This window comes from Sphingomonas sp. LHG3443-2, from assembly GCF_049896405.1.
Classification (GTDB): Bacteria; Pseudomonadota; Alphaproteobacteria; order Sphingomonadales; family Sphingomonadaceae; genus Sphingomicrobium.
In genome coordinates, this window is the sequence record NZ_JAFCUG010000001.1 from 1,060,246 (window position 1) to 1,086,935 (window position 26,690).

At 64.8% G+C, this 26,690-nt stretch carries 30 protein-coding genes and 1 tRNA gene; 11 read left to right on the forward strand and 20 right to left on the reverse strand.

Annotation, left to right across the window (positions count from 1 at the left end):
- Positions 1 to 128 precede the first annotated feature (128 nt).
- The 3 genes from ACP69Z_RS05240 (at position 129) to ACP69Z_RS05250 (ending at position 3,198) form a co-directional block, all read left to right on the forward strand.
- On the forward strand, positions 129 to 1,595 hold the full coding sequence (locus ACP69Z_RS05240; RefSeq protein WP_426266477.1) for a mannose-1-phosphate guanylyltransferase/mannose-6-phosphate isomerase: 1,467 nt from the start codon (positions 129 to 131) through the stop codon (positions 1,593 to 1,595).
- Between the two features lie 92 nt (positions 1,596 to 1,687).
- On the forward strand, positions 1,688 to 2,392 hold the full coding sequence (locus ACP69Z_RS05245) for a PEPxxWA-CTERM sorting domain-containing protein (RefSeq protein WP_426266478.1): 705 nt from the start codon (positions 1,688 to 1,690) through the stop codon (positions 2,390 to 2,392).
- Positions 2,393 to 2,958: 566 nt separating this feature from the next.
- Positions 2,959 to 3,198, forward strand: a complete 240-nt coding sequence (locus ACP69Z_RS05250) for a DUF6894 family protein (RefSeq protein ID WP_426266479.1) — start codon at positions 2,959 to 2,961, stop codon at positions 3,196 to 3,198.
- A gap of 15 nt (positions 3,199 to 3,213) precedes the next feature.
- Here the strand turns inward: ACP69Z_RS05250 and ACP69Z_RS05255 are convergent, their stop codons facing one another.
- Positions 3,214 to 3,942, reverse strand: coding sequence for a Crp/Fnr family transcriptional regulator (locus tag ACP69Z_RS05255; protein ID WP_426266480.1), 729 nt, complete (start codon positions 3,940 to 3,942; stop codon positions 3,214 to 3,216).
- 235 nt (positions 3,943 to 4,177) lie between these two features.
- Here ACP69Z_RS05255 and ACP69Z_RS05260 point away from each other — a divergent pair, with 235 nt between their 5' ends.
- Together ACP69Z_RS05260 and ACP69Z_RS05265 are read left to right on the forward strand one after the other, a co-directional pair.
- On the forward strand, positions 4,178 to 4,918 hold the full coding sequence (locus ACP69Z_RS05260) for a Crp/Fnr family transcriptional regulator (protein WP_426266481.1): 741 nt from the start codon (positions 4,178 to 4,180) through the stop codon (positions 4,916 to 4,918).
- Between the two features lie 122 nt (positions 4,919 to 5,040).
- Positions 5,041 to 5,202, forward strand: a complete 162-nt coding sequence (locus ACP69Z_RS05265) for a hypothetical protein (protein ID WP_426266482.1) — start codon at positions 5,041 to 5,043, stop codon at positions 5,200 to 5,202.
- A gap of 52 nt (positions 5,203 to 5,254) precedes the next feature.
- Here ACP69Z_RS05265 and ACP69Z_RS05270 read toward each other — a convergent pair whose 3' ends face one another.
- The 5 genes from ACP69Z_RS05270 to ACP69Z_RS05290 all read right to left on the reverse strand — a co-directional run bounded on the left by ACP69Z_RS05270 (position 5,255) and on the right by ACP69Z_RS05290 (position 7,117).
- Positions 5,255 to 5,458, reverse strand: coding sequence for a hypothetical protein (locus ACP69Z_RS05270; protein WP_426266483.1), 204 nt, complete (start codon positions 5,456 to 5,458; stop codon positions 5,255 to 5,257).
- A gap of 204 nt (positions 5,459 to 5,662) precedes the next feature.
- Positions 5,663 to 5,809 (reverse strand): hypothetical protein, encoded by a 147-nt coding sequence (locus tag ACP69Z_RS05275; protein WP_426266484.1) that lies wholly within the window; start codon positions 5,807 to 5,809, stop codon positions 5,663 to 5,665.
- Between the two features lie 25 nt (positions 5,810 to 5,834).
- Positions 5,835 to 6,029: a hypothetical protein gene (locus tag ACP69Z_RS05280; protein ID WP_426266485.1), complete on the reverse strand. Its 195-nt coding sequence runs from the start codon at positions 6,027 to 6,029 to the stop codon at positions 5,835 to 5,837.
- A gap of 25 nt (positions 6,030 to 6,054) precedes the next feature.
- Complete coding sequence (locus ACP69Z_RS05285; RefSeq protein ID WP_426266486.1) at positions 6,055 to 6,195, reverse strand: hypothetical protein; 141 nt, start codon at positions 6,193 to 6,195, stop codon at positions 6,055 to 6,057.
- Between the two features lie 31 nt (positions 6,196 to 6,226).
- A complete protein-coding gene (locus ACP69Z_RS05290; RefSeq protein WP_426266487.1) occupies positions 6,227 to 7,117 on the reverse strand; it encodes a manganese catalase family protein in 891 nt (296 codons plus the stop codon).
- Between the two features lie 528 nt (positions 7,118 to 7,645).
- On the opposite strand from ACP69Z_RS05290, the gene ACP69Z_RS05295 reads away from it, so the two are divergent.
- The 4 genes from ACP69Z_RS05295 to ACP69Z_RS05310 are packed head-to-tail and all read left to right on the forward strand — an operon-like array spanning position 7,646 to position 14,326.
- Complete coding sequence (locus ACP69Z_RS05295) at positions 7,646 to 9,823, forward strand: family 1 glycosylhydrolase (RefSeq protein ID WP_426266488.1); 2,178 nt, start codon at positions 7,646 to 7,648, stop codon at positions 9,821 to 9,823.
- 11 nt (positions 9,824 to 9,834) lie between these two features.
- Positions 9,835 to 12,624: a cyanophycin synthetase gene (gene cphA / locus ACP69Z_RS05300; protein ID WP_426266489.1), complete on the forward strand. Its 2,790-nt coding sequence runs from the start codon at positions 9,835 to 9,837 to the stop codon at positions 12,622 to 12,624.
- A 2-nt stretch (positions 12,625 to 12,626) separates the two neighbouring features.
- Positions 12,627 to 13,520, forward strand: a complete 894-nt coding sequence (locus tag ACP69Z_RS05305) for an isoaspartyl peptidase/L-asparaginase family protein (RefSeq protein WP_426266490.1) — start codon at positions 12,627 to 12,629, stop codon at positions 13,518 to 13,520.
- Positions 13,517 to 14,326, forward strand: a complete 810-nt coding sequence (locus ACP69Z_RS05310; RefSeq protein ID WP_426266491.1) for a cyanophycinase — start codon at positions 13,517 to 13,519, stop codon at positions 14,324 to 14,326. Before ACP69Z_RS05305 ends, ACP69Z_RS05310 begins: the two co-directional genes overlap by 4 nt.
- 153 nt (positions 14,327 to 14,479) lie before the next feature.
- Here the strand turns inward: ACP69Z_RS05310 and ACP69Z_RS05315 are convergent, their stop codons facing one another.
- The 3 genes from ACP69Z_RS05315 to ACP69Z_RS05325 are packed head-to-tail and all read right to left on the reverse strand — an operon-like array spanning position 14,480 to position 15,359.
- Positions 14,480 to 14,674 carry a hypothetical protein gene (locus tag ACP69Z_RS05315; RefSeq protein WP_426268114.1) on the reverse strand — a complete coding sequence of 65 codons (195 nt, stop codon included), beginning with the start codon at positions 14,672 to 14,674 and terminating at the stop codon, positions 14,480 to 14,482.
- An 18-nt stretch (positions 14,675 to 14,692) separates the two neighbouring features.
- Positions 14,693 to 15,058 (reverse strand): DUF4166 domain-containing protein, encoded by a 366-nt coding sequence (locus tag ACP69Z_RS05320; protein WP_426266492.1) that lies wholly within the window; start codon positions 15,056 to 15,058, stop codon positions 14,693 to 14,695.
- The gene (locus ACP69Z_RS05325) at positions 14,994 to 15,359 is read right to left on the reverse strand and encodes a hypothetical protein (RefSeq protein ID WP_426268115.1); all 366 of its coding nucleotides are present in this window, start codon (positions 15,357 to 15,359) and stop codon (positions 14,994 to 14,996) included. The genes ACP69Z_RS05320 and ACP69Z_RS05325 overlap by 65 nt, the downstream gene beginning before the upstream one ends.
- A 151-nt stretch (positions 15,360 to 15,510) precedes the next feature.
- Between ACP69Z_RS05325 and ACP69Z_RS05330 the strand changes: the two genes are divergently transcribed.
- Entirely contained in the window at positions 15,511 to 15,954 is a 444-nt protein-coding gene (locus ACP69Z_RS05330; protein WP_426266493.1) for a nuclear transport factor 2 family protein, read from the forward strand.
- Positions 15,955 to 16,661: 707 nt separating this feature from the next.
- Here the strand turns inward: ACP69Z_RS05330 and ACP69Z_RS05335 are convergent.
- The 6 genes from ACP69Z_RS05335 to glpX all read right to left on the reverse strand — a co-directional run bounded on the left by ACP69Z_RS05335 (position 16,662) and on the right by glpX (position 22,058).
- The gene (locus tag ACP69Z_RS05335) at positions 16,662 to 17,039 is read right to left on the reverse strand and encodes a DUF6538 domain-containing protein (protein ID WP_426266494.1); all 378 of its coding nucleotides are present in this window, start codon (positions 17,037 to 17,039) and stop codon (positions 16,662 to 16,664) included.
- Between the two features lie 62 nt (positions 17,040 to 17,101).
- A tRNA-Glu gene (locus ACP69Z_RS05340) sits at positions 17,102 to 17,176 on the reverse strand.
- A 43-nt stretch (positions 17,177 to 17,219) separates the two neighbouring features.
- Complete coding sequence (recJ, locus tag ACP69Z_RS05345; protein WP_426266495.1) at positions 17,220 to 18,971, reverse strand: single-stranded-DNA-specific exonuclease RecJ; 1,752 nt, start codon at positions 18,969 to 18,971, stop codon at positions 17,220 to 17,222.
- Complete coding sequence (locus tag ACP69Z_RS05350; RefSeq protein ID WP_426266496.1) at positions 18,968 to 20,515, reverse strand: PH domain-containing protein; 1,548 nt, start codon at positions 20,513 to 20,515, stop codon at positions 18,968 to 18,970. Before ACP69Z_RS05350 ends, recJ begins: the two co-directional genes overlap by 4 nt.
- Position 20,516: 1 nt before the next feature.
- Positions 20,517 to 21,053, reverse strand: coding sequence for a PH domain-containing protein (locus tag ACP69Z_RS05355; protein ID WP_426266497.1), 537 nt, complete (start codon positions 21,051 to 21,053; stop codon positions 20,517 to 20,519).
- 30 nt (positions 21,054 to 21,083) lie between these two features.
- Positions 21,084 to 22,058 (reverse strand): class II fructose-bisphosphatase, encoded by a 975-nt coding sequence (gene glpX / locus ACP69Z_RS05360; protein ID WP_426266498.1) that lies wholly within the window; start codon positions 22,056 to 22,058, stop codon positions 21,084 to 21,086.
- Positions 22,059 to 22,167: 109 nt separating this feature from the next.
- On the opposite strand from glpX, the gene ACP69Z_RS05365 reads away from it, so the two are divergent.
- Entirely contained in the window at positions 22,168 to 22,587 is a 420-nt protein-coding gene (locus ACP69Z_RS05365; RefSeq protein ID WP_426266499.1) for a hypothetical protein, read from the forward strand.
- Position 22,588: 1 nt separating this feature from the next.
- On the opposite strand, the gene ACP69Z_RS05370 is transcribed toward ACP69Z_RS05365, so the two are convergent.
- The 5 genes from ACP69Z_RS05370 to ACP69Z_RS05390 form a co-directional block, all read right to left on the reverse strand.
- Positions 22,589 to 23,077 (reverse strand): DUF2721 domain-containing protein, encoded by a 489-nt coding sequence (locus ACP69Z_RS05370; protein ID WP_426266500.1) that lies wholly within the window; start codon positions 23,075 to 23,077, stop codon positions 22,589 to 22,591.
- Positions 23,074 to 23,226 (reverse strand): DUF2256 domain-containing protein, encoded by a 153-nt coding sequence (locus tag ACP69Z_RS05375; RefSeq protein WP_426266501.1) that lies wholly within the window; start codon positions 23,224 to 23,226, stop codon positions 23,074 to 23,076. Before ACP69Z_RS05375 ends, ACP69Z_RS05370 begins: the two co-directional genes overlap by 4 nt.
- A gap of 41 nt (positions 23,227 to 23,267) precedes the next feature.
- A complete protein-coding gene (locus ACP69Z_RS05380) occupies positions 23,268 to 23,951 on the reverse strand; it encodes an META domain-containing protein (RefSeq protein WP_426266502.1) in 684 nt (227 codons plus the stop codon).
- 34 nt (positions 23,952 to 23,985) lie between these two features.
- Positions 23,986 to 25,164 carry an LL-diaminopimelate aminotransferase gene (locus ACP69Z_RS05385; RefSeq protein WP_426266503.1) on the reverse strand — a complete coding sequence of 393 codons (1,179 nt, stop codon included), beginning with the start codon at positions 25,162 to 25,164 and terminating at the stop codon, positions 23,986 to 23,988.
- Between the two features lie 641 nt (positions 25,165 to 25,805).
- Complete coding sequence (locus tag ACP69Z_RS05390; protein WP_426266504.1) at positions 25,806 to 26,627, reverse strand: hypothetical protein; 822 nt, start codon at positions 26,625 to 26,627, stop codon at positions 25,806 to 25,808.
- Positions 26,628 to 26,690 lie beyond the last annotated feature (63 nt).

The following is a 26,690-nucleotide window of genomic DNA, read 5'->3' on the forward strand; positions in this document are numbered from 1 at the left end:
GTTTCTCCCTAGCCCCCGATCGACGTTGTGCGAAACCGGCACACAGAGGGATTGCACCGGTGCGGGGCAGGCTGCCGCCATGCTTTTTGGACAGCGACGAACGCGGGCATTGCTTTTATGAGAGGCACATGAGCGACAAGACCCTGGCCGGCGATCAGGCCCACACTCCCATTCGTCCGGTCATCCTGTGCGGCGGTTCGGGCACCCGCCTGTGGCCGCTCAGCCGCGCGCAATTCCCCAAGCAGCTCGCGAGCTTCGACGGTGGTCCCTCCTTGCTGCAGAACACGGTGGCGCGTGCGTCGGGTACCGGCTTCGCGGCTCCCTTGCTGATCACCGCCGAGGAACAACGCTTCCTTGTTCGCGACCAGGTCGAGGACGGCGGCGCCGCTGCCGAGCGCATCATCCTCGAAGCGCAGGGCCGCAACACCGCTCCGGCGCTGGCCGTCGCTGCACACTGGCTGGCAAGCCGCGCCGCGGGCGAGGTGATGCTGGTGCTTCCCTCCGACCACGTGATCGACGACGAACGCGCCTTCCGTGCGGCCATCGCGCAGGCGCTGCCGGAAGTCGCGCGCGGCAAGATCGTCACGTTCGGCGTGCGCCCGACATCGCCGCACACGGGCTATGGCTATATCCGCGTCGACGAAACGGCGGCCGCCGGCGACCGCGCGATCGACGTTGCCGAGTTCGTGGAAAAGCCTTCCTACGACAAGGCCGAAGCCTATCTCCGTTCGGGCAATTACTTCTGGAACGCCGGCATCTTCCTGTTTCGGGCCGAGGATTTCCTTGCCGAGCTGGAAGCGCATGAGCCGGGCATCGCCGCCTGGGCCCAGGCCGCGGTCGAAGGCGGCACCGAGGATGGATCCTTCTTCCGGCCGCTGGAAGACAATGACGCGGCGGCGATCAGCCCGATCTCGGTCGACTATGCGGTGATGGAGCGCTCGCGCAACGTGGCGGTGGTCCCGGTCGACATGGGCTGGTCCGACCTCGGCTCGTGGAACGAGATCTGGAGCCGGGCCGAACGGGACGGGCAGGGCAACGCGCTGCAGGGAAATGCATTGGCGGTCGACACCAGCAATTCGCTGGTGATCGCCGGCGGTGAGACCACGGTGGCGACGCTCGGCCTCCATGATGTGGTGGTGGTCGCGGTGGATGGCGCGGTGCTGGTCAGCTCTCGCGACCGCGCGCAAGACGTCGGTTCGGTGGTCAAGGCCCTGAAGGAAGCCGGCGATCCCAACGCGGACCTGACCAGTGTGGTGCACCGCCCTTGGGGCTCCTACCAGACCACCGACCGCGACGCCCGCTTCCAGACCAAGCGGATCATCGTCCGCCCCGGTGCCAAGCTGTCGAGCCAGCTCCACCATCACCGGTCGGAGCATTGGGTGGTGGTCACCGGCACCGCCGAAGTGACGGTGGGCGAAAAGACCTTCCTGCTGCACGAGAATGAATCGACCTACATCAGCGCGGGCACCGTTCACCGGCTGGCCAACCCCGGCAAGGTGCCGCTGCACCTGGTCGAGGTGCAGTGCGGAACCTACCTCGGCGAGGACGACATCGTCCGTTTCGACGATGTGTACGGGCGAGCCGAAAAGGGCTGAAATCTGCGGCCCGCAGGGTCTCGGCAGGACATAGTTATCACGCTGTTAACTTATTTTCGGCTGCGTGGAACTTCATGGTTAACGCATGCGTCGTGCGCTCGGACAAAGGTTGCTTCTGCGCAAACCCGTGTCGCGTATCGGAGAAGCTTGCCATGAAGAAACTGTTGACCCTTGCTGCTGCCTCGGCGTTCGCCGTCGCGCTCGCCGCCTCCCCGGCTTCTGCCGCTGTGGTGTGTAACGTGACCGGCAGTGCAACACCGCAGTGCCCGTCCACCAACGGCAACAACGTCATGGTCACTCAGACCCTGTCGTCGAACTCGGTCGCGGCCAGCTTCAACTCGGGTTCGCGCACCTTTGCCGGGGCGTTCACCAGCAGTGAGTTGCTCAATGGCAATGCGAACGGCCAAGCCAACATCGCGGCCGTCGACGGCTTTCTGAACCAGCCGCTCACCTTCACGCTGAACGGTGGCACGTTCACTACCGCGACCTTCAACCTGGCGGGGACTGGTTCGGTTCTGATCGAAGCCCTCTTCAACGGTGCGGTGGTGAACACCGCCTCGTCCGTCAGTCTCGGCAATGGCGGCAACCAGTTCGGCATCACTGCGACCGGCAGCGAACTCTTCAACGGGTTCCGTCTGACCGGTGCGGGCCTGACCGACGTTCGTCAGGTTCGTCTCGGCGGCGTCGCCGCAGCAGTTCCGGAGCCCGCTACCTGGGCGCTGATGCTGTTCGGCTTTGGTGCGGTGGGCGTCTCGATGCGTCGTCGTCGGTCCAGCCATCTGCCGCAGTTCGGCTAAGTCGCCGCCGCCCCGCTAAGGGCGGCGCCAGACGCAAAAGAGCCCGGTGCCTGATGGCGCCGAGCTTTTTCTTGCCTGCGAAACTTGCTGGATGCCCGCTCAACCCGGAAGCGATGGTGCTGTGACCGAAGCAGCTTGCATCAGCGTGGTGACCCCTACGGGAGGGAAACACGTAGATACAGTTACTGAGAATTCAGCGCTTTTCTTTCGTTCGCCGATCCGTCGTTTGTACGCAGCTTGAATGCGCTGGCCCGGGTGACAGCCGAAGAACTGCAATATCAGAGGGACGTCGCCAACGGAGTAGAATTCGGCGGCTATGCGGATGCTTTGTAGGCGATGTCGCGCTCGTTGCGGGCTCGTTCGAGGTGGTACCGGCTATTGGTGGTCATGAGGGCACTCCGAAATCATTGTTTGGGATACTTCTCGTGCTGCCCGGGCGACGCCTATGATATTGGTTAGGCTCGGGAACTTATCTTCGCGCTGCCAGCTTTGGCTTGCTGTGGTCGCCGCCTTCCCAGCAGCTGCCGCACCCCCGGGCCGATGTATTGGCTCGCAGGAGTGTTCAGGTGCCGCGCTACTTCCTGCATCTTCGCGACGCGACGGACGAGCTGCTCGATGGCGAGGGTATTGTTCTTGCCGGCCTGTCCGAACTTCGCGAACACATGCTCCGCAATGCGAGGGATGTGATCGCCGGTGACGTTCAGGAGGGCGTTCTTCGTCTTAGTACCCGCATCGAGGCAGAGGACGAGAGCGGCACCGTTGTGCTCAGTCTGCCCTTCACCGAAGCGGTGACGATTGAGCCCTGATTGCTCGAACCCAGATCAGGACAGAACCGGCGCGCGCTCCATGTGAAGATAGGTCGGGTCGAAGTCCGCGATCGTGACCATCTGATCCCAGTCCTCGATCTGCACATGATCGCGCTCGCGGCTGACCGCGCCGGATTGGTCGAGAACGCGGAGCACCCGGTTGGTATGCACTGGGGTGAGCCCGGCAGCGTCACCGAGCTGTTCCTGCGTGAGCGGCAAGTGAAGCTTCGACGGCGAACCGCTTTCCGATCCATGTTGCCTGACAGCGATCTCGCACAGCAGGTGCGCCACGCGGGTGCGGCCACGCCGCCGACCGACGTTCACGACCCATTCGCGGGAAATGGACGCATCGATCAGGCTATCGCGCCAAAGGGCAAAAGCCAGTTGCGGACTTTGCTCCAAGAGGTTCCACAGAGCGGTTCTCGACACTCGAGCAACGACGGCAGAGGTCGAAAGAGTCTGCACATTATGGTCCGCGCGGTGCAGCATAAGGTGCTGCAGATTCAATGCGTCACCGGGATGCTGGAGCGCCAAAATCTGCCGGGCCCCTTCGCCCGTGATCTTCTGGCGGACCGTCCAACCCTGCAGAAGCACGTAGCAGAACTGCGGCACTTCGCCTTCGCGGACGATGGTTACATGGGGTTCGATCGTCAGCTTTTCCCATCCCAGGGCGCTGAGCGAAGCGATGTCAGCCGGGCAGACACTTGAATGCTGGGCGAGCCTAGCAAAGAACGGCTCGAGCATGGCTGCTCTTTTCTGATCGATCGAAATGAATATTACCTAGCCAGATAGTTTCCAAGTTCGCCAACCGCTTGCGTCAGCGCGCGTGGGCAAACCACCCTATGTCCGCTAACGCACAATTGATCCCACTTACATTAGCGGATTTCCGCCTTATCTGCAGGTCATCAGCCGCACACCTTCAGGGCGCGACTGACTGAGAGATGCCTCGTGCTCTCGCCCCAAGAATTAGTTGGCGAGCATGACCGATCTCACCCAAGCATCGTCTGCAAATATCTTGATCCAGCAGATGCAGGAGCAGGATTTTGCGTTGCTGCAACCGCATCTTGAGCGGGTTTCGATCGGCTTCCGCGAGTGTCTTTTTGAAGCCAATAAGCCGATCGAATTCGTCCACTTTCTCGAGGACGGTGTGGCCTCCGTCACCGATCCGCAGCGGGATGGAGACGAGATCGAGATCGGCCTGTTCGGTCGCGAAGGTTTCTCCGGAACGGCGATCCTGCTTGCGGTCGAAAGGACGCCGCACCGCTCGTTCCTGCAGGTTGGCGACGGCGTGCCTGCACTGAGAATCGCATCGGATCGGCTGAAGGACGCCTGCGAGCAGAGCACCACGCTTCGCACCCTTCTCCTCCGCTATGTGCAGACCTTCACGGTTCAGGCTGCGCAAGGCAGCGCGGCGAACGCGCATTATGAGGTTCCCCAGCGCCTCGCCCGCTGGCTGCTCATGTGCCACGACCGTGTCGGCGGCGACGTGCTCGACCTCACGCACGAGTTCATGTCGATGATGCTTGGTGTTCGGCGCGCTGGCGTGACCATTGCGCTGCACACGCTGGAAGGCACCGGCGCAATCCGTGCCACGCGCGGGCGGGTATTGGTTGTGGACCGTGATCGTTTGGGTGAGCTTGCCGGCGATTGCTACGGCCGACCGGAAGATGAGTATTCGCGGCTCATCGCACCATTCGGCAAGTCGCAACGGCTATCATGATTGCGGCACCTTCAATCAGGAGCGGATGGATACACTTGGCTGAAAACGACCTAGTCCAAGGCCCAGCCTCTCGTCTAACTAAAGTTAGGAGGTGCTTTCCGGATCCCGCCTAGGGGGCGCCGATGAACAACGAAGCTGCCTATCTGGGACGTCAAGCAGAGAGATGTCGGCGTCTTGCAGGTGGCATCGACGACGTGACGGCCAAGTCGACGCTCCTTGCTCTAGCGAAGCGTTACGATGCGCAAGCAAAGGCGATCAGCGCCGCGCAACGGCCAGAAATCTGACTGATCTCTACTGCTGATGTACCCCGAACGCTTCAGGCGCTGTTTGCCAACATCAAAGCATTGTCAGGCGGCTCGCGGTTCCGCCAAGCACGTCATCGTCGCGCCTTGAAAGCAGATCGTTGCCGTGTGCACGCATGGCATATTCGTGCGCGAGCTTGAGGTGAATGGCCCGAACAAGCTCGTCTGCCGACCTCGACGCTAGTTCGCGCTCCTGCTCTGCTCGCGCAAGCAAGTATTCCTGATCTGTCTGGCCCATCGCATCCTTCCCTGGATCGCACCTGAGGCGGGCCGGCGCTACGCTACAAACCGGCCCGTCACTGTTCTATCCGGTTGGAATGCTGTCGCTTTAACAATTATCACGGTCTGGTGTTATTGTTGACCGAGTACGTTCGGCTGTCTCGGCTGAGCGCGGGATGAGGCGATCTCACGACAAGCGCGTGCGAGTGCCAGCGAAAGAGCTCTAGAAAATTCCGCGCTGTTCGAAGTTCACGATGCCGCTCGCCAACAGAATGATGGCGAGAATCAGAAGCAGGATCGCGAGGGTTCCAATCATTTTGATCGCACGGGGTGAGCGTGCTTCCGGTGCGTTGGTCGGATTGTCGTTCATGCGTGAGTCTCCGGAAACGTCGGGATCAAGGCTGCTTGGAGCCTCGCTCACCGAACTCGCGCAGCTTGTCCTCCTCGCTATGACGGGGTCTGGCGGGGGCCTCGCCGCTCTGCTCTTCCGCCGTGAAGGAGTTGCGATTGCCGTCGGCCGGATCGTCACTCATCGCATTGTTCTGGTTCTGCGGAAGGTCGCCCGTTCCTTCGTGGCTGCTCTTGCTCATCGTCAGTTCCTTTCGGCTATTTGCCTCAACCGCCTTTGCCGGTCTTCTTGCTGTTACCGGAGCCGCTGCCGCCCTTGCCGCCGCCGCCGCGTCCTCCCGCACCGCCTTTGACGCCGCCCTTTTCGGTCAGCGAAGCCTGCTGACCGCCGGCTGCTTTCTGCGCCATTTCAAGTCTCCTCTTCTGGTGCTTGGGTTCGTCACGATTGGGGAGCCCGTTCACCGTCGGGAGCGGAAGGCGCCATTTGCTCCTTCTGCGCGCCGCTATCCGGGCGGGCCGGCCCCAGCACGGGCTCGTCGCCCATCGGCTCGACCCTGGTGGGTTCGAATTGCCCCTTGCCGTCGATGCTCGGTCCGTCGCTCCACCGCCCGGCGGGGTAATTCCCGTCGGTTGAGGTGACGAAGTACTTGTAGCTGAAGTCGCCCTTCTCGGACGCTTGCGGAAAGGAGTTCGGGATTGGGAACTGGCTTTCGAAGCCGCCCAGATCCTCGATCACCGCAAGCCACTGGTTCTGGTGCATCGTGTCGCGCGCGATCAGGAAGGAGAGCATGTCGCGCATGCCCTCGTCGTGGGCCTGATTGTACAAGCGCACGGCAAGCACGCGGCCGGTGCTCTCCGCCGCGACATTGGCGGTCATGTCGGCCGCCAGATTACCGCTTGCATAGATGTGGCTCATGTCGAACGGCACACCGTCGCTGTCGATGGGCATGGCGCCGAGGCCGGCGGATAGCATCTGCTTGTGGATCATTCCTTCGATCGCGGCGCGCGGACGCTCACCGCCCATCACTGCACCCACCAGCTTGTCCTTGACGCCTTCCTCCTGAAGGTGGGCAGGCGCCACCTCGAGGTTGAGCGCGACGGCCGTTGCCAGCATCTCGATATGGCTGATCTCTTCGGTCGCCGTGTTGAGCAGCATGTCGCGATAGCGATTGTCCGGCCCTCGCGCGTTCCAGGCTTGGAAGAAATACTGCATGCAAACACGGATCTCGCCTTCGACGCCGCCAATGGCTTGCTGAAGCGATCGCGCAAAGGCCGGATCGGGCTCCGTCACACGAACGGGATGCTGCAGTCGACTGTCGTGATAATACATGCGCGTTGCTCCGTTCGGAGGCGAGCAGGTTCGCCTCCGTCTTTTTAGTGAACCTTGCTTGGCGGCGTCTTTCAGCGTGGCAGCGCCAAGGCGGAAGCGGAAGATACGGACACAAGGCATTCAGAGCGAGTCAGTTCCAGCGAAACGACGCTGTATTAAAGTAAGTTAGCGGAAAATCTGGCGAAGAGGGAATCGTTATAACAAAAGTCATGCAGCAGGAACTGACGAGAAGCGGTGGGCGTCAAGCGGGTATTCAACTGCTACCCGTGGTGCGACTTAGATGGGCGAAACTGCACAGTTCCTGATCTTCCGGGACCGGGAGGTCATTCGACATTCTTCGAACTACATCGCGACCGATGGCGCGGACCTGCACTACTTCCTAGACCGTGAGCTTCAGGGGCTGGTGGCAGCGGAACAGGCTGACTGCGACGAAGCCCGGCATGCGCACCGCGCGCTTGCGGCGGCTTATCGGGAGCGGGCGAGCTCAAGCAGCGCTTCGCATGACCCAAGGTCGGGGAGGAAGGATTCATGATCGGCCCCGACCAGCAGCCGCTCGAGCTGTGGGGCGGTACCGAATGCACTGTTGTCCGGGTTGGCGACGAGTATCGCGACCAGGTGCGCGAAACTGGACATCGCACCCGCCTTGGCGATCTTGACGCACTGGCAGAGCTTGGCGTTACCACGGTGCGCTATCCCATCCTGTGGGAGACCATCGCTCCGGAAAGCCCGCACGAGCTGGACTTCAGCTGGCACGATGAGCGCCTCGCCAGGCTACGCGAGCTCGGGATCAGGGTGATCGGCGGGCTTGTCCATCACGGATCGGGCCCTCGCTATACGCAGCTCCTGGACGATCGGTTTCCCGAGAAGCTCCGTGACTATGCGGGCCGCGTCGCACGGCGGTACCCGTGGATCGACATGTGGACCCCGGTCAACGAGCCACTGACGACAGCGCGCTTTTCCTGCCTCTACGGTCACTGGTTCCCGCATCTTCGCGACGAAGGGCAGATGTACCGCGCGCTTGCCAACCAGTGCGTCGGGACCCTGGAAGCGATGGCGGCCATTCGGGAGGTCAATCCAGCCGCCCAGCTGCTTGTCACCGAAGATATCGGCAGGGCGTTCGGCACGCCGGAGCTTGCAGCCCAGGTGGAGTATGAGAATGTTCGCCGCTGGCTCAGTCTCGATCTTCTGTGTGGACGCCTGCGCCCGGGTCACGAACTTCATGATCGCGTGCAGCCTCACGTCCCGCAGGAACTTCTTGACGGTCTCGCAACGGGCCGGGGCAAGCCCGACATCATCGGGGTCAATCATTACTTGACCAGCGAGCGCTATCTGGATCACCGGATCGAGCGCTATCCCCATGTCGAAGCAGGCTCGAACGGTGCGCAGACCTATGTCGATCTCGAGGCAATCCGGGTCCACCGGTTGCGCCGCGAGGTCGGGCCGGAGAAGCGTTTGCAGGAGGTTTGGGACCGGTATCGGCTCCCGATGGCCGTTACCGAAGTGCATCACGGCTGCACCCGTGAAGAGCAGGTCCGCTGGCTGCAGGACGTCTGGACGGCGGCCACCACTGTTCGCGGACGGGGCGCCGACATCCGCGCCGTCACCTTGTGGTCGGTGTTCGGCGCGGTGGACTGGCGTTCGCTCTTGACCGAGCGCAACGGTAGCTACGACGTCGGTGCCTACGACACGCGCGGAAGCAAACCCCGTCCCACGATGTTGGCCCGGGCTGCGGCCGATCTGGCGGCAGGCCGAAGGCTGGATCATCCCGTCCTGAAGGTGCCTGGCTGGTGGAAGCGGCCAGGGCGGCACTACATGAGGCCGAACTTCCACACGCTTTCACCGTCCGCAGCGAGGTCCGCGCGTCCGATCCTGATTACGGGGGCCACAGGAACCCTGGGCCAAGCCTTTCACCGAATCTGCTCGCATCGCGGTCTTCCGCATGTGGTGACGAGTCGCGACGAACTGGACATCGTCGACGACGCTTCCATCCGTACGGCGATCAAACATCATCGTCCGTGGGCCGTGATCAATGCGGCCGGCTTTGTGCGCACGTGGGAGGCCGCGGAGAGAGCGGAAGAATGCCACGCCGCCAATGCGCTTGGGCCTGAGCGTTTGGCGAGCGCGTGCCGCTCGGCGGGCGTCCCTCTGGTGACCTTCTCGTCCGACCTCGTGTTCGACGGCTCGCTTGGCCGTTCCTACACGGAAGGCGACGCGCCGGCACCGCGATGCACTTACGGTCTCAGCAAGCTGGAATGCGAGCAACGCGTGCTGGCCGTGCTACCCGAGGCACTCGTTATCCGCACCAGCGCCTTTTTCGGCCCGTGGGACAAGTTCAACTTCCTCTACACTGCCGTTCGCGATCTGAAGCAGGGCAGGGAGGTGGTCGCGAGCCAGGACAACATCGTCTCGCCGACCTACGTCCCTGATCTCGTCCACGCGACGCTGGACCTGCTGCTCGATCGCGAAACGGGTGTGTGGCACCTCACCAACCAAGGAGCGGTGAGCTGGTACGACCTTGCGCAGGATGTCGCCGATCGGGCGCGGCTGTCCGGCAAGCAGATCCGTGTCAGCAATGGTTCCGGCAGAACCGACACCAGCCTCAGTAGCCACAAAGGCTTGCTGCTCCGACCGCTCGATCAGGCCTTGCGCGACTTCATCGAGCAAAGCCCTGCGCTCCAGTCGCTGCTCGCGCAGCACATCGATTGAGGCAACGCCAAGTGACCGCGCACCAAACCTCCGCATTCTTCGATGCCTCGGATGAAGGCCCGGCTCGGCTGGTGACGAGGCAAGCCGAAGTGCTTGAAAAGGGCGTTTACCGCGGACCGCATTATTACAGCCTGACACCCATGATCCGGATCATGCTGGATCTTGGCCGGTTGGAAGAATGGCCTTCGAACCGCATCCCCGATTTCGTCGATCGGCTGATCGCGTTGCTGCCCGGACTTGAGCGGCACGGCTGCAGCTTGAAGCGGCGAGGCGGGTTCCTTGAACGCCTGCGCGCCGGGACGTGGCTTGGTCATGTGGCTGAGCATGTGGCACTGGAACTGCAATCCATGGCGGGCCCGCGCGTGACGCGCGGCAAGACGCGGTCGGTGAAAGGCAAGCCGGGCGTCTACAACCTGATGTTCGCTTATGCTTACGAGGAGGCAGGGCTGCTTGCCGGGCGAACGGCGCTGGAGTTGGTGAACTCGCTGCTTCCGCCTGAGCTTGCAGGCATCGGGCGCCTCGACCGCATCGCTCCGGCCGATGGCGAGTTCGACCTCGCCCGGCGCCTCGAGGACATCCGCCGAGCCGCAGCGCGCTGCGCCTTTGGCCCGACCACCCAGTCGCTGGTTGACGAGGCGAGGCGGCGCGGCATTCCGGTCATGCGGCTAGACGAGGCAAGCCTGGTGCAGCTTGGGCATGGACGGCACCAGAAGCGGCTTCGTGCCAGCGTCACCGGTCAGACGGGCCTCATCGGCGCGGATATCGCGAGCCACAAGCATCTGACCAAACGCCTGCTCGACGAAGCCGGCGTGCCGGTCCCTCGCGGCGTCCTCGTCAGCGATGTCGAGGATGCCTTGCGCGAAGCACGGCGTCTCGGCTTCCCACTCGTCACCAAGCCGCTCGACGGCAATCATGGCCGGGGCATCACCACCGGGATCATGGACGAGGACCAGCTCCGCTTCGGCTTCGACCTTGCGCGGGAGCATGGCCGGCGGGTCGTGCTGGAGCAGTTCTTTCCCGGCCGAGACCACCGCATCCTGGTGGTGGACGGCAAGCTCGTTGCGGTTGCGGAGCGCGTGCCGGCTCACGTCATCGGCGATGGCGTGCACACCATCGCCGAGCTGATCGAAGAAGTGAACCGCGACCCTCGCCGCGGCGCTGGCCATGAAAAGGTCATGACCCGGATCAAGGTCGATGCGCATGTGGTGGACTATCTCGGCCGGTCCGGCCTGACGATCGACAGCGTCCCGGCGCCGGGGAGTGTTGTCATGCTTCGCGCCACCGCCAATCTGTCGACGGGTGGCACTGCGGTAGACCGTACCAACGAAATCCACTTCGACAATGCCGAGATTGCCCGCCGTGCCGCGCTGATCGTCGGCTTGGACATCGCCGGGATCGACTTCGTCTGCCCAGACATCAGCAAGTCGGTTCGGGAGACCGGCGGCGGCGTGATCGAGGTGAACGCGGCGCCCGGCTTCCGAATGCACCTTGAGCCGTCCGAAGGGCCGCCGCGTGACGTGGCCCGTCCCGTGCTGGAGATGCTCTACCCGCAGGGCAGTTCGGCCCGGATCCCGATCTTCTCGATCACGGGCACCAACGGCAAGTCGACAACCGCGCGGATGCTCAAGCACGTTCTGCGATTCACGGGCTGCTCGATCGGACTGACATCGACCACGGGCGTCTACATCGACGATGTGATGATCATGCAGGGTGATGCCACGGGCCCGCGCAGCGCACGAATGGTGCTGCGCGATCCGACCGTCGATGTCGCTGTGCTGGAAACGGCGCGCGGCGGTATTCTCCGCGAAGGTCTTGGCTATCATCGTGCGGACGTTGGGGCCGTGCTCAACGTTGCCGAGGATCACCTCGGCCTCAAAGGCATCGAGACCATTGAAGACCTTGCCTGGGTCAAGTCGCTGATCGTCGAGACAGTGCGGCCTGGCGGCACCTCGATCCTCAACGCCGATGATCCGCATTGCGTCGGTATGCAGCGCAGGGCCGGTGGCACGATTGCCTGGTTCTCGCTGCACGGGGGCGACGACATGCCTCCGGTCGTACGGCGCCATGTCGACGAGGGCGGCATGGCCGTCGTGCGGGAGCCCGGACCGGAAGGGGGGACCATCGTCCTGCACCAGCACGGACGCCGCGAGATCGTCATGAAGGCGGGAGCGATCCCAGCAACGCTGCACGGCATGGCGACCTTCAACATCGCCAACGCGCTGGCGTGCGTGGCCATGGCGGTGGCCCACGGCGTGCCGCTGCTCACGATCCGCTCGGCCCTGTCCATGTTCCAGTCGAGCTTCGAGCAGAACCCGGGCCGCCTCAACGTCCATGACGCGCACGGCTTCCGGGTGATTGTCGACTATGCGCACAACCCCGCCGGGCTGCGGGCGTTGGGCGAAGTCGTGACCGGCCTTCGCCACCGCTACAAGCGGGCAATCTGCGCGGTCGCGATGCCCGGCGACCGCCGTGACGAGGACATCACCGAAGTCGGGCGGATCTGCGGACAGATCTTCGACGAGATCGTCTTCCGGGAGGATCCCGCGACAAGGGGGCGTCCGCGCGGCGAGGTGCTGCGATTGTTGCAGAAGGGTGCGCGGGAAGCTGGCGCTCCGGAGAAACTAATCCATCTCGTACCGGGGGAAGAGGAGGCCACAGCCGTGGCCATGACCCTCGCGGCGCCGGGCGAACTGGTGGTCATCACCCCCAGCGACATCTTCGGCTGCTGGAAACAGGTCAATAAATTCCAACGGGTGCAGTCGGCGAGCAACCGCCACGGCCAGGTCATCGCAGCGGAGTGAGAATGGCTGACAAGGAGCCCAAGTGGGCGCTGATCGTGCACGGCGGCGCGAAGGAGATCGAGCGTGGCGACGAGCAGGCCAACCGCGATGGCGTGCGCCAAGCCGCAGAAGCGGGCCGGAGAGTTCTCACCGATGGGGGCTCGGCAGTGGACGCTGTCGAATGTGCGATCAGGGTACTTGAGTCCCTGCCGGTGTTCAATGCCGGGATTGGGTCGGCCCTGAACGCCGCCGGCGGGATCGAGATGTGCGCCGGGTTGATGGACGGTCGCGACCGCAGTGTCGGCGCCGTGACGGTGATCCGCGGCGTCCGGCACCCGATCAGCGTCGCGCGGCGCTTGCTGCCGGAGAAAGAGATACTGCTGGCCGGCGAGGGTGCCTTTATCTTCGCGCGCGAGCAGCAGTTGGAGCTTATCGACGAAGGCGAGCTGAGGTCGGACGCCGCACCCGCGCAGCAGGAGCATGACACCGTCGGGGCAGTGGCGCTCGATCGCGCAGGACATGTCGCCGCCGGCACGTCGACGGGCGGGTTGACCGGCAGCCGCGTCGGCCGGATCGGTGATAGCCCGCAGCCTGGCTGCGGCCTTTATGCTGACGATCGGATCGGAGGCGTTGCACTTTCCGGCGATGGAGAGACCATCGCTCGCGTTGTTCTTGCGTCCAAGATCATGAACCGCTTGGAGGTGGGCGAAAAGCCGCAAGAGGCCATCACGAGCGCGCTGTCCGAGTTGCCGGAAGTGGGAGGCGACGACGCCGATGGCGGAGCGATCGCGATTACACGCGACGGCCGTGTCGGCTGGTCGCACAACAGCCAGCACTTCGCCGTCGCCTACGTCCACGAACGCATGAACGAGCCCGGCGTGTGGCTTGCCAAGTCAGAGGATTCGACCGCCCCATGAGCGATAACCGCAACGGAACGCTGATCATCATCGGCGGGCATGAAGAGCGCGAGCCCTCGTCCGAGCGGGCCATTCTGAAAGAGGTGGCGTCCCGGGTTGGCGGCGGAAAGCTGGTGCTCGCTACGGTGGCAAGCCACCACCCCGAAGGCTATTTCGAGGAATATCAGAAGGCGTTCCGCGACCTCGACGTCGGCGAACTTGTGGAACTCTATGTAGAGGATCGCGGAGAGGCGGGCGACCATGACAAGCTCCGGGTCCTCGACGATGCCGCAGGTGTCTTCTTTTCCGGCGGCGACCAGCTGCGCATCACGAGCCAGATCGGCGACAGCGCAATCGAGGACAAGGTCCGCCGCCTCTACGAACGAGGCGGGGTGATCGCCGGAACGTCGGCCGGTGCGTCGGTCATGAGCGAGACGATGCTGGTCAAGGGCACCAGCCAGGAATCGCATCGCATCGGCGACCTTCACATGGCCCCCGGCCTTGGCCTCATCCGGGACGTGATCATCGACCAGCATTTCGCGGAGCGGGGACGGTTCGGACGGCTGATCGGGGCCGTGGCTCACAACCCTCGCGTGCTCGGCATCGGTGTGGACGAGAACACGGCAGCAATCGTCGAAGACGGCTCGTTGGCGGTGCTGGGATCCGGGGCCGTCTATATCGTCGATGGCTCGCGGGTGACCTACTCCAACCTCACCGAAGCAAGGTCGGACGTCACCCTCTCCATGCACAACATGACCGTCCACGTCCTCGCTGAAGGCGACCGCTTCGACATAGCTCGCCGCGAGCCAATGCCTTCTCGAGAGTAAGTGCGCCCCCATCGACAGGGGTGTCATTAGGCGGACCGGTTCCGATGTCCGGAACAATTCTCTAGTCGCCAGAAGTGGACCGTCGTTGATCGACAAAAGGCAGGCGTCTGGAGCGAGGTGATGGTGGGTTGGCGAATCAGCCCACCAACCTGTTCAAATCTCAGTGGCTTCGGCCAGTGCGAGAGTATCTTCTACTTCGACGCCAAGGTATCGGACCGTGGTCTCGATCTTGGTATGGCCAAGCAGGATCTGCGCTGTGCGCAAATTGCCTGCTTGCTTGTAGATCAGGGCTGCCTTGGCGCGGCAGGTGAATAGCAGACGTAGTCTAGCCGGGACGGCTTCACTCACCCTTGCCATCCATGAAGATCAGGAGCCTTTGAGCCAGCCACGGTAGTGAACGATAGTGCCAACAAGGGGCAGGGCGATCGGCACGTCAAAGTGGAAGACGCCGTCCTTGTCCCACACCCTTGCCTCCGAGCGGGGAGCGAGACGGAGCGGTAGAGGGATGCCGAAGGCCGACCAGCCTTGCATGCTCATCCGCAGGCCGTTCGCTTCCAGCGGAAGGTCGAAGTGGAAGCGCAAGGGCCCAAACCGCTCTTCGAGCATTCCGCTCCGCTCGCGAAGTTCGCTGCTGAAGCGGTAACCGCCGAAGTCCCGAGACCAGCGCTCAACGCCCTCGCGCTCGCAAAAGCTTACGTGAAGAGGGTGCTGTCCCGGCGGCGGAAAGCGCATCAGCCGCAATTAGGCGTCCAGCAAACGACGAAGCGCCGGTCACCACGGCCCCACCGTTGGCAGCAGCGTCGCGAAGTGGTTTGTGCAGATGGCGGACAGATGCCGGTAAGGCGTCGAAGTCCTTCAGCATCACTCGGCGATATGGCGGATCGGGCAGCTCTCGTTCCACGATCTCGGTTGCGATCTCGCTGACAGGCCCGCTCTCGCCATAGCCGGCATTGTTCCAGAGGATGTCGGCATCCAGCGTCTGGATGAACGCCCTCCGCGCCGAGAAGCTCGACCTCACAGACCCGTACGACATGGCGCAGCCCGCCCATCGATGAGGTGAAAACAATCTTCCTGCCGGGCTTCTCGTCACGGACCCACTTGGCAAGCCGAGATCTGACCCCACCCCCTCCCCATCGGGCGGCAGAGCTCAAGCCGCCGTCCACATAATCGCTGGAGAGAGTTCCATGAACAATCGCACCTGTCTTGCGTCGTTGTCACTTGCCCGTGCCGCTTCTGGCATCGCCGGAGCAGGCTTGGCCTTCCTTGCAATCACCTCGCCGCCAGAGGCCCGGACCGCCAGTCGGAACAAGGCAGCTGTGGCAGCCAAGTTCGATGCCTGGAGTGCCGGTGCCGGCAATCCGTTCGAACTGCTGACCGACGAAGCCAGCTGGACGATCGAGGGCAATTCGGTCGCGTCAAAGACCTACGCGACCAAGGAGGACTTTCTCCGCGACGTCATTCGTCCGTTTAACACACGGCTCAGCCTCGGCATCAGAGCGTCTGTGAAGAGCATCACTCCCGAGGGCGATCGCGTGGTGATTCACTTCGACGCGAGAGGGATGGCGAAGGACGGCAAACCTTACGTCAACACCTATGCCTGGTTCTTCCGGATGAAGCGCGGTCGGTAGTGCAAGCCTCGGCGTTCTTCGACGCCATCGCCTTCAAACGACCTCTGGGCTCGTGTCGCGCCTTCTGAGTGAGGCGCCACTAGTGAACGGAGCGGTGAGCCGGTCCACGCCCCCCTACCGCTCCCGTGCATTGTTGGTGGGAAGCAGCCTGTCGGCTTTCAGAAACCGTATTTCGCAAGCCGACAATGATTAACCGGGCAGGCTGCGGCCCCTTCACTGCTCTAGCAAGCTACCCACCGCCCCGTTCTACCTGAAGAAGGCGAGTGCGGCAGATCTCGGCGAGCGAGTTCTGAAGCGGAAGGTCGTCTAGCACCGCGGCCAGATCCTCCTTGGCCAACCGCAACCGCTTCATGGCTATCGCGACGGGGGTCGGTAGCGGTGAGGTGCTGCCAGTGTTGTTAATCACCACGACGGAAGTTGCTTCAGCGACCTCGACTTCGGTAGAGGAGGATAGAAGCTTATTCCGCTTTAAAACCATAAGCGTTAGGCGCCTACGGACTTCAGCTTCAATGCCGACACGGACAGCACCCACGCCCGTCGGTGGGATGCTGGAGTTGTGGGCAACCACCTGATCAACGATCCAAGTCAGCTGACTTGAGGGCACCCAGGGCAAAAGACCGATGCGTTGCGGCCACAAAAGGCGCTCTCGCTGGTGCGTTAGACGAGTGCGGGCAAGCTCGTCTTCACCCGGTCAAAGTGGTGTATGCTCAATTGCAAAGCCCGGAAACATCACTGACGTCATTGGTGCGGCTGCATGCAAAGAGGGCGGTCAGCCGCACGACCGCCATCGCTAGCCATCTCTCGTCCCGCTCCGTGCGGGAAAGCCAAATACCTACTATTGACCGACCTACCCCAGACCATCCGTGCTCAAAGGCCCACCGCTCGTACTCGGCAGCAGGCTCAACGGATCGAGCCTTAGCGATCGCTGGATCCCGGGTGCCAAGGCTGACCTTGACCTCACCGATCCAACAGAGAGGTCTGAGCGCTTGAGGAAATGGCCTCCTGAACTGCAGGATGCCGGTACGCTTGTCGGGATAAATGTGAGGTACGCGTCTGCTGACTTTGTACGCATCCTTTGTACTCAAGGACGGGTAAAGCGAACGTGAGAGCGGCAGTTTTTGAGCGACTCCGCCGTTTTTGGCGGTTCTGGTGACCCCTACGGGACTCGAACCCGTGTTTCAGCCGTGAAAGGGCCGCGTCCTAACCACTAGACGAAGGGGCCATCGGTGAGGCGAGGCGGTCCCTAGGTGAAGGCGGCCGAGGGGTCAAGCGAGTGCGGCGTCTTCAAGGTGCAGTTCGGCCGCATCGCCGCCATTCCAGCTGTCGCGATGCACCGTTCCGGCCAGCCACAGCTTCCGCTCGCCCGGCATCGACAGCAAGGCCTGGCCGAGCTCGGTCTCGGCGGCGCGAAAAGCGATCCACTTGAAGCTCGCGCCATCCGACCCGCAGGCGATCCCGCGGACATGGCCGTTGCCGACCACCCCGACCCGCATCAGCCGCGCTTCGCCCGCCGCCACGCGCGGCTGCGGCCAGCCGACGCCATAAGGCCCGGCCTGATCGAGCGAATCGCATAAACCAGCGCCGATCCCGCGCGGCGCGCACATGGTGTCGAGCACCATCGCGCGATTGGCAGTGGCCTTGGCGACATCGTTCGCCAGCCGGGCGCTGAGGTAATCCCGAAAGGCAGGCACCCCGCCTGGGGCCAAGGTTACGCCTGCCGCCATCGCATGGCCGCCGCCGCCAACCGCATGGCCTTCGTCGCGCGCCGCCAGCACGGCTGCGCCAAGATCGACGCCGCTGATCGAACGGCCGGAGCCTTTGCCGATGCCATCCTCGCCGACCGCGATGACGAAGCTCGGCTTGCCGAAGCGTTCCTTGAGGCGCCCGGCAACGATCCCGATCACACCTGGGTGCCAGCCGTCGGCGGCGACTGTGATAACCGGATCACCCTCACGCTGAGCGGCCTGCATCATGGCTTCGTCGAGCACGCCCTGCTCGATCCCGCGTCGCTCTTCGTTGAGTCGGTCCAGTTCCTGCGCGATGGTTCGCGCTTCCTCGGGATCGGTGCTGGTGAGCAGCCGCACGCCAAGGTCCGCGCGGCCGACCCGGCCGCCGGCGTTGATCCGCGGTCCCAGCGCGAAGCCGAGATCGCGGCAGCTCGGCGCTCCCTTGAGCCGGGCCGCCTCGACCAGTGCGGCAAGCCCGAGGTTGCGCCCGGCCGCCATCACCTTCAGCCCCTGCGTCACGAAGGCGCGATTGAGGCCGTGGAGCTTGGCCACATCGGCGACGGTGCCGAGCGCGACGAGGTCGAGCAGCTCGATCACCCGCGGCTCGGGCCGGCTCGCAAAAAAGCCGCGGCCGCGCAACGTGCGCACCAGCGCGACGCCGAGCAGGAACGCCATTCCGACGGCCGCCACATGACCATGGCTCATCCCCGTCTCGCCCTCGTCCAGGCGATTGGGATTGACCAGCGCATGACACAGCGGAAGCGCGGCGGCGCATTGGTGATGGTCGACCACCACCACGTCGAGGCCCGCTTCGCGCGCCCCTGCAAGCGGCTCGAACGCCTGCGCGCCGCAATCCACCGTGACGATCAGGCTTGCGCCGCGCGCTTGCAGGGCCAGCAGCGCGGGGAGGTTGGGGCCGTAGCCCTCGGCCTGACGGTCGGGAATATGGACCAGCGCGTCGGCGCCCAGTTGGCGCAGCAGAAGCACGAGAAGCGCACTGCTGGTCGCCCCGTCGACGTCGTAATCGCCGAAGATGGCGATGGTCTCCTGCGCCACCACGGCCGCGGCGACCCGCTCGGCCGCTGCGTCCATGTCGCGGAACAGGCTTGGATCGGGCAGCAGGTCGCGCAGCGTCGGATTGCGATAACGATCGAGCTCGTGCGCGCTGACCCCGCGGCCGAGCAGCAGCTCGTCCAGCAGGGCGGTGCCCAATTTCTCTTCCCCTTGCGGCCGCCGCCAACGCCATGCCTGGCCCGACAGCGACCGCGTGACCCCAAGCGCCGCGTTCATGGCTGCGCTGATAGCAGCTCCAGACGCAGAAGACTCGCCCGATCTCGCGGTAATGCTGGCACAATTTGCCCGCCCGATGTGCCCCCAGCAACATCCACCGTAAGGCTGGCGATGCCGAACCGCCGCGACAGGCTGCTTTCGTTCAGCGTCACGCTTTGCACGTTGCGCAAGGGGAGCAGCAGCGTGCGGCGGCTCCACCAGCCGGTGCGGATCAGGAGGCGGCCGGCTTCCAACGCATAGGCCGTGTGCCGCCACTCGAACCAGCGCAGGGCGCCGAGGAGGACAAAGCCGACCGAGGTCAGGATCGGCGCGATCAGCATCGCTTCGCGCTCCGCGCTGGTGAGTGCGGGAACCGCGGCGCCGACCACCGCGGCAAGCAGGAGGATCGGCCCCAGCGCGGCGAGGAAGCTGGTAATGTAGGCGCGCGACACCGGCTGCCACCGCGTGGCCTCGTCCGGCATGGCCAGTCCGATCGTCGAGGCAATGGGCGCGATCTCCGCGTCGGTTGCCAGCGGGGCGAGCACGTGATCGTCGCGGCGCTTTTCGCCACCCTCGCCGCCGCCGCCGGCTTCGCCGGCCAGGCTCAGCACCTTGAAGGCGCGCCAGCCGAACCGGTCGCGGATCGGCCCGGTGACAATCATTCCGGCCTGGATCCGCCGCTTCGGCAAGGATACGTCGGTCTTGGTGAGGAGACCGCGGCGGCGGCGGAAGCCATTGCCGGTGCGGTCGAGCCGGAAACCGAATTCGCGCAAGGTGGTGCGGACGAGGCCGGTCGCGATGCCCGCCAGCACCAGCACCGCAAGCCCGCTGATCGCAAGGCCGATGCGGTGGGCCAGCAGCCAGTCGCCAAGTCCGCTTTCCTCCAAGATCGGGGTCCAGAACTTGCGCTTGAACGGATCAATGCCGAGCGCATCACCGACCGTCTGGCTGATACCGAACAGGCCCGCGAACAGCGCCAGGCTGAAGTTGAACAAGCCGAGCGTCAGGACCCGGCGCAGATCCATCGCGAACAGGGGCGGCGACTTGGCTTCGGCCGTAACTTCGGCGGCGACCGGTGCCTCGGCCGCGTGCACGCCGAGCCGCATGGTTCGGACATGTTCGCGCAGCGCTTCGGCACGGTCGAGGGCAATGCCGTCGAGCACGCCTTCTTCGCTACCCGCGCCCGAGCCGCCGGTTTCCAGCGTCACCCGCGCGATGCCGAACACCCGCTGGACCGGACCCTGCTCGATCGACACGTCGGCGACCCGGTCGAAGGGAATAGTGCGCTGATTGCGGTGGAGGATGCCGCTGTCGATGCGGATGGCGTCGCTGCCGACACGAAACGAGAAGCGCCGCCAGGTGAGGAACAGCCCGCCAAGCGTCACCACCGCGATGACGGCAAAGATCATCAGCGCAATGCCGAGGCGGCCCTGCGCGGCGAGGAACCCGCCGGCCGCGATCCCGCCGACCACGTTACGGATGGCCCGGCCGATCCCGCTCAGCAGGGCAAGGGGGTGCAGCCGTTCAGCCGGTGCCTCATCAGCGGTCAGCGCCTGCCCGATCACCTCAGTCGAGGTCCGCCCTGATGTGGGTGCGGATCACCGCCGCCAGCTCGGCCGCGCGGTCCGCCGACAGGCCGGGCAGGCGGACGATGCTGTTGTGCGTGCCCGCCGTATGGATCGCCAGCGTGGCGGTGCCGAACATCTTGTCGAGCGGTCCGCGCGCGACGTCGAGATGCTGGACCCGTACCAGCGGCACCAAGGTATCGGTATGGAACATCCACCCGCGCACGACCCGCAGCATCGCCGGCTCGAGGGCATAGCCGAGCCGCGCCCAGATGCGCGGCGGCGCCATCGCGGTCGCCAGAATGGCCACTAGCGGGACCAGCACCATCAGCAGCCCGCCGACGGGAGTCTTCGCCAGCACCAGCCGGTCCAGCACCACCGCACCGATCACGAGCGGCAACCAGGCAAGCAGCGTGCGGACGCGGATCACCTGCATGTAGGAGCGCTCGACCCGCTGGACGGCGGCAAGCTCGCTAGGAGGAGGCGACGTTTCCACCGCTATCGCCTCGTTCCCGCTCTCGATCACGCCCACTGTCATACCCGCATGATACAGCAGGTCAGCGCGGCTTCAAGCACCCGCCTTGCGATGTTCGCCGGCGATCCGCCGCACCGTGCCGCTCGACGCACGCATGACGATGCTTTCGGTGGTGATGCACTGCCGGCGCCGCTTGACGCCCTTCAGCAGCGAACCGTCGGTGACCCCGGTCGCGGCGAAGATGCAGTCGCCCTTGGCCATGTCCTCGAGCCGGTAGATGCGGTCGAGATCCTCGATCCCCCAGCGCCGCGCACGGCCGCGTTCGTCGTCGTTGCGGAACAGGAGCTTGCCTTCGATCTGTCCTCCGACGCAGCGCAGCGCCGCGGCCGCAAGCACGCCTTCCGGCGCCCCGCCCGAGCCCATGTAGATGTCGACGGTGGTGTCGGGATTGGTGGTCGCGATCACACCCGCCACGTCGCCGTCCGGGATCAGCATGATGCCGCAACCGATCGAGCGCAGCTCGGCGATGACCGCGGCGTGGCGCGGCCGGTCGAGCACGCAGGCGATGATCTCGTTCGGCTGGACGCCCTTGGCCTTGGCGAGCGACTGCACGTTCTCAGTCGCCGAGCGCTCCAGGCTGACGGTGCCCGGCGCATAGCCTGGCCCGATCGCCAGCTTCTCCATATAAACGTCGGGCGCATTCAGCAGGCACCCAGCTTCCGCGATCGCCAGCACGGCCAGCGCGTTCGGACCAGCCTTGGCGGTGATGGTGGTGCCTTCCAGGGGATCGAGCGCGATGTCGATCTTGGGGCCTGAGCCCTGCTCCGACCCGACCTTTTCGCCGATATACAGCATCGGCGCTTCGTCGCGCTCGCCTTCGCCGATGACGACGGTGCCGTCCATCGGCAGCTCGTTCAGCGCCGCGCGCATGGCTTCCACCGCCGCGGCATCCGCCGCCTTTTCATCGCCGCGGCCGATCAGGCTGGAGGCGGCAATGGCGGCGGCTTCGGTGACGCGCACCATCTCGAGGACCAGCACGCGGTCGAGAATATTGGATGCCTGGATCACGGGTAGAAAGTCCTCCTGTTCACACTTGGCACCGTCCCTACCGGTGGCAGCGAGGTCCGGCAACAAAGGGCGGGGCGACCTTTTCGTGCCGCCTGCGCGTTGTCCTGCCATGATCCGCTTCGCCGCACCCCTGCTCGCCGCCGCCTTTGCCCTCGCCGCCTGTTCAAGCAACGACAAATTGGCGGACAATGCCGTTACCCCCGCGCTCAATCAGATGGCGGAAGCGCCGGGCGATTGGAGTGCGCTCGACGGGATGATCGGCCGCCGTCCGTCCGAAAGCGGCCTCATCGAGGACAGCCCGATCAGCGTCGACCTGAACGCCCGGCTCGGCCCCTCGGCCAAGGCTTACCGCGACGCGATGATGGCGGCCGGCCCGCTCACCCGGCAAGGCCATCTGCTGGTGGCGAAGGCGCCCGACGCCTGGCTGGTGCTGGATCCCGAAGGTCATGCCTTTCACGCCGGGCTGACCCGGGGCGGGCGGCTGGAAGAATGGCAGACCGCCGGCGCCGACGTGCCGCGTCCGGTCTAGTTCATTCGTCGCCGGCCGCTTCGTCCACTTCATGGGTCAGAAGCGCCTTGCGCACCCGGATCGCGCGCGCCGCAATGCGGGTTTCGATCAGAAAGATGAAAAAGCCGGCCGCGAGCGTCACCATCGCGCCGATGAACAGCAAGGCGATCGCCTGGCCCGCGTGAAGGTCGACCAGCGCGGCGGCGAACAGCAGCACGACCACCGTGCAGACCAGCACAGCGCTGGCGACGGTGGAGGTGATGGCGCTGCTCATCAGCCGCATCCGCCGGTCCACCGTGTTGATCTCGCGCACCAGTCGGTCATGTTCGGCGCCGATGCTTTCCAGGAGGCGCGGCTCGATCGCCCGGCCGCGGTCGACGATCCGTGCCAATCGCCCGGTCAGCGTGTTGAGAAACGCCCCGATGCCCGCCAGCAGGAACACCGGCGCCACCGCCTGTCCGATGATGTGGGCAACGGCAGATGCGCTGTCAGGAGTGATCGGCAAGGTCATGCCTTGGACACCCCGGTCGAGCGGCATCTGTCAGAGCAGAACTTCACCTGGTCCCAATCGCGTTCCCACTTCTTGCGCCACGCAAACGGCAGCCCGCATGCGGCGCAGGTCTTGGTCGGCAAGTCCGCCTTCTTGCGCATCTTCGGCATCGCTTCTTCCTGAAGCGAGCCGGGTGCCCAGTCAAACCCGCTCAGCTTCGCGGCCGCGCCAGGTTCAGCGTGCCGACCGCATTGCGCAACACCAACTGCTCGTTGCCGATGGTCTCGACGTCGAAGGGCAGGGCGAGCGCTTTCTCGGCCGCTTCCTCGAAGCTCGCGTCGGCACAGGCCATGCGGGTCTTGGCGACTGCGCCGACGCTCATCACCCGGCCGGCCAGCGCATAAGGCGCGTTCAGCCGGTTGCAGCCGAGCACCATGCTCAGCCGCCCGCGCTCGAACGTGGCGGAGAACGGCCGGTCGAGCGGGGTCGGGCGGCCGTTGACCGACAGCACGGTCCAGCTTCCTGCGCCAAGGCTGAGCCCCTTCGACTGATCGCCGCCGCACCCTTCATACGTGCGGTCGCCGACCGTCACCCGCACCGTCTGGGTGGTGGTGCCCGAGGCGAGCACACACGGCTGCAGCCGGCTCTCGACCACTATGCGCTGCCCCTGCAAACGGCCGTTCTTGGGCACGGTGCCGGTGAGATTGGGTTCGTCCACCAGCGGCGCGCCGCCGCCGACTGCGAAGACGATCCGCGCCGGGGTGGCGGTCAATTGCCAGGCAGGCGTGTCGCCTCGTGCCAGCAGGGGATCGACGGCCGGCCCGCCGCGGCTTCCGCCCGTGGCGCAGCCGGCAAGCAGCGCGGCGCTGCCGAGCATGATGATGCTGTTCTTCATGAGGCCTCAACGCCCCAGCGGCCGAAAGGCTCGCTCAAGCGGTTTTGAGCAGCTTCTTCACGCTGCGCGCCGCCTGCCGCAAGCGCTGCTCATTCTCGACCAGTGCGATGCGGACAAAGCCTTCGCCCTCCTCGCCGAAGCCGACACCGGGCGCCACCGCGACGCCCGCTTCGGCCAGCAAACGCTTGGAGAATTCCATGCTGCCGAGGTGCCTGAACTGCTCGGGGATCGGCGCCCAGGCGAACATGCTCGCCTGCGGCACCGGAATGTCCCACCCGGCGCGCCCGAAGCTTTCCACCAGCACGTCGCGCCGCCGTTTGTAGAGGGCGCGGGTCTCCACGATGCAATCCTGCGGCCCGTTCAGCGCCGCCACCGCCGCCGCCTGAACCGGCGTGAACGCCCCGTAATCGAGATACGACTTCACCCGCGTCAGCGCGGCGATCAGGTCGCGGTTGCCGACCGCGAAACCGATCCGCCACCCGGCCATCGAATAGGTCTTGCTCATCGACGTGAACTCGATCGCCACCTCCTTGGCGCCCTCGACTGTCAGGATAGACGGCGTCGGCGTGTCGCCGAAGTAGATTTCGGCATAAGCAAGGTCCGAGATGATCCAGATCCCATGCTCGCGGGCAAAGGCGACCAGCTTCTCGTAAAAAGCGACATCGGCGACATAAGCGGTCGGGTTCGACGGATAGCCGATCACCAGCACCTTGGGGCGCGGTACTGTGTAGCGCATCGCCATCCGCAGCCGCTCGAAGAATTCCTCGCCCGGCGCGGCGGGGATCGAGCGGATCGCGGCGCCCGCGATGATGAAGCCGAAGCTGTGGATCGGATAGGAAGGGTTGGGCGCGAGGATCACGTCGCCCGGCGCAGTGATCGCCTGCGCGAGGTTGGCGAGCCCCTCCTTGGAGCCCAAGGTCACGATCACCTCGCTCTCGGGATCGACCTCCACCCCGAACCGCCGCTGATAATATGCCGCTTGCGCTTTCCTGAGGCCCGGGATCCCCTTGGACGCCGAATAGCCGTGCGCATCGGGCTTGGCCGCCACTTCCGCCAGCTTGGCCACCACGTGCGGCGGCGGCGGGCTGTCGGGATTGCCCATGCCGAGGTCGATGACATCGCGCCCTTCCGCCCGCATCGCCGCACGCATACCGTTGACCTCGGCGAAGACGTATGGCGGCAGCCGCTCGATGCGGTAGAAGTCGGTGTGCATGGGCGATGTTGTGCCCGTTCGCACCCGCAGCATCAACCTGCGAACGTGGCGGGGCCGAGTGTCTGCTATGGGTGGAAAGCGGACATTCGCCATGCCTCATCGTTAGCTCACGATTTGCTCATTACCTCGGTGCTATAACGCACTACGGGCTGCTGGCATGAGTGAGACTGTGAGACGCTTTTATGCCCGACCATTGGCGGTGCTTTGGAAGCTAGCCGTTGCAATCTTAGCCATCATTGGCTTTGTCTGGCTTGCGGGTGGCCCGCTGGTCCGCGTCCTCGGCGACTCATTTGTCACTGAGGTAGTTCGCCGCGCCGTTTCCCCGGATCGGTCAGCGGTCGCTGAAGTAATGGTCAGAAGGGGTGCAACGGTCTGGACGACGCGCGTCTTTGTAGGACCGCCAAGTCAGCGCCAATGGCTTGTTTACGAGACACGCGACAGCGATTTCGTTCCGGCGCTTCGCTGGTTGAATAACAGGACGCTCCTTGTGGGATTGCCCTGCGGCCGCTTTGATCATCTTTCAAATCCTGATGATTGGGAATCACTGGAGCCGCGACCTAATCGTCTACGGGTCAGGTTTAACCGATCCGAAAACTGCTCCAGCAGCTAATGTCCGCAATGGGTCGAGAGCGGACACAAGATCAGTCCCGACTCTTCTCCCAGGCTGCCCGCTGCCGCTGGCCATAATCGAAGCGGATGCGCACCCATTCCCCGACCTGCAGGCGGCCGCCGACCCGCGGGGGACGCACGCGGAACTGCCAGGCGGCCGCCAGCATGGCGCGGGTCAGTTGGGAGCCGGGCGATTCGCTCACCGCCACGCAATTGTCGACCTTGAAACCCGCCACCGTGCGGCAGGCGATCATGCCCCAGCCGGGCTGCGCGGTGGAAAGGTAACCGCGCAGCTCCGCGTCGGTCGGCTCACGCTGCCAGGCGGCGGCATACAGCTTCTCGCCATTGGGCCCGCTTCCATCGACCAGCGGCGTATCCGCAGCGCTGCTCGGCGCCGCGGGGCCATAGGTCTTCGCAGGCTTGGACGCGGAGGGCAGCGAGCGGAGGTCGGCCGACGCCAGCTCGTCGCGCGACAATTCCACCAGCGGTGAGCGCTGGGCGGGGGCGGGCGTCGGCGGCTGCGGCGAGGGCGCAGCGGGTGCTGGCTCGGCCGGCGCAACCTGCGTCCGCGGCTGCGGCTCGGCCTTGGTTTCCACCTTCTTCGTCTCGGGCGTCTTCACCGCTTCCACCAGCGGCTCGGGGCTCGGCGCGGCAAGGTCGAAGGTCTTGAGCGGCTGGCCTTCCTTGGCCATCTCGGCGAACCGCTCGCTGCCAAGCGTCAGCAGCGCCAGCACCACCAAAGCTTCCAGCGCCAGCGCTGCGAGGAGCCCGCCGATCCGCTGCCGCCGCGTCTTCAGCCCGCGCCGGGCGCGCACCGGCAGGTCGGTCTCGATCGCCGGAGAGGGAAAGGCCATGCCCATTCGCCTCTCCCTAGCGGAGGCGGCGGCGAGTTGCAGCCCGCTTATCCCGTTGGCCTG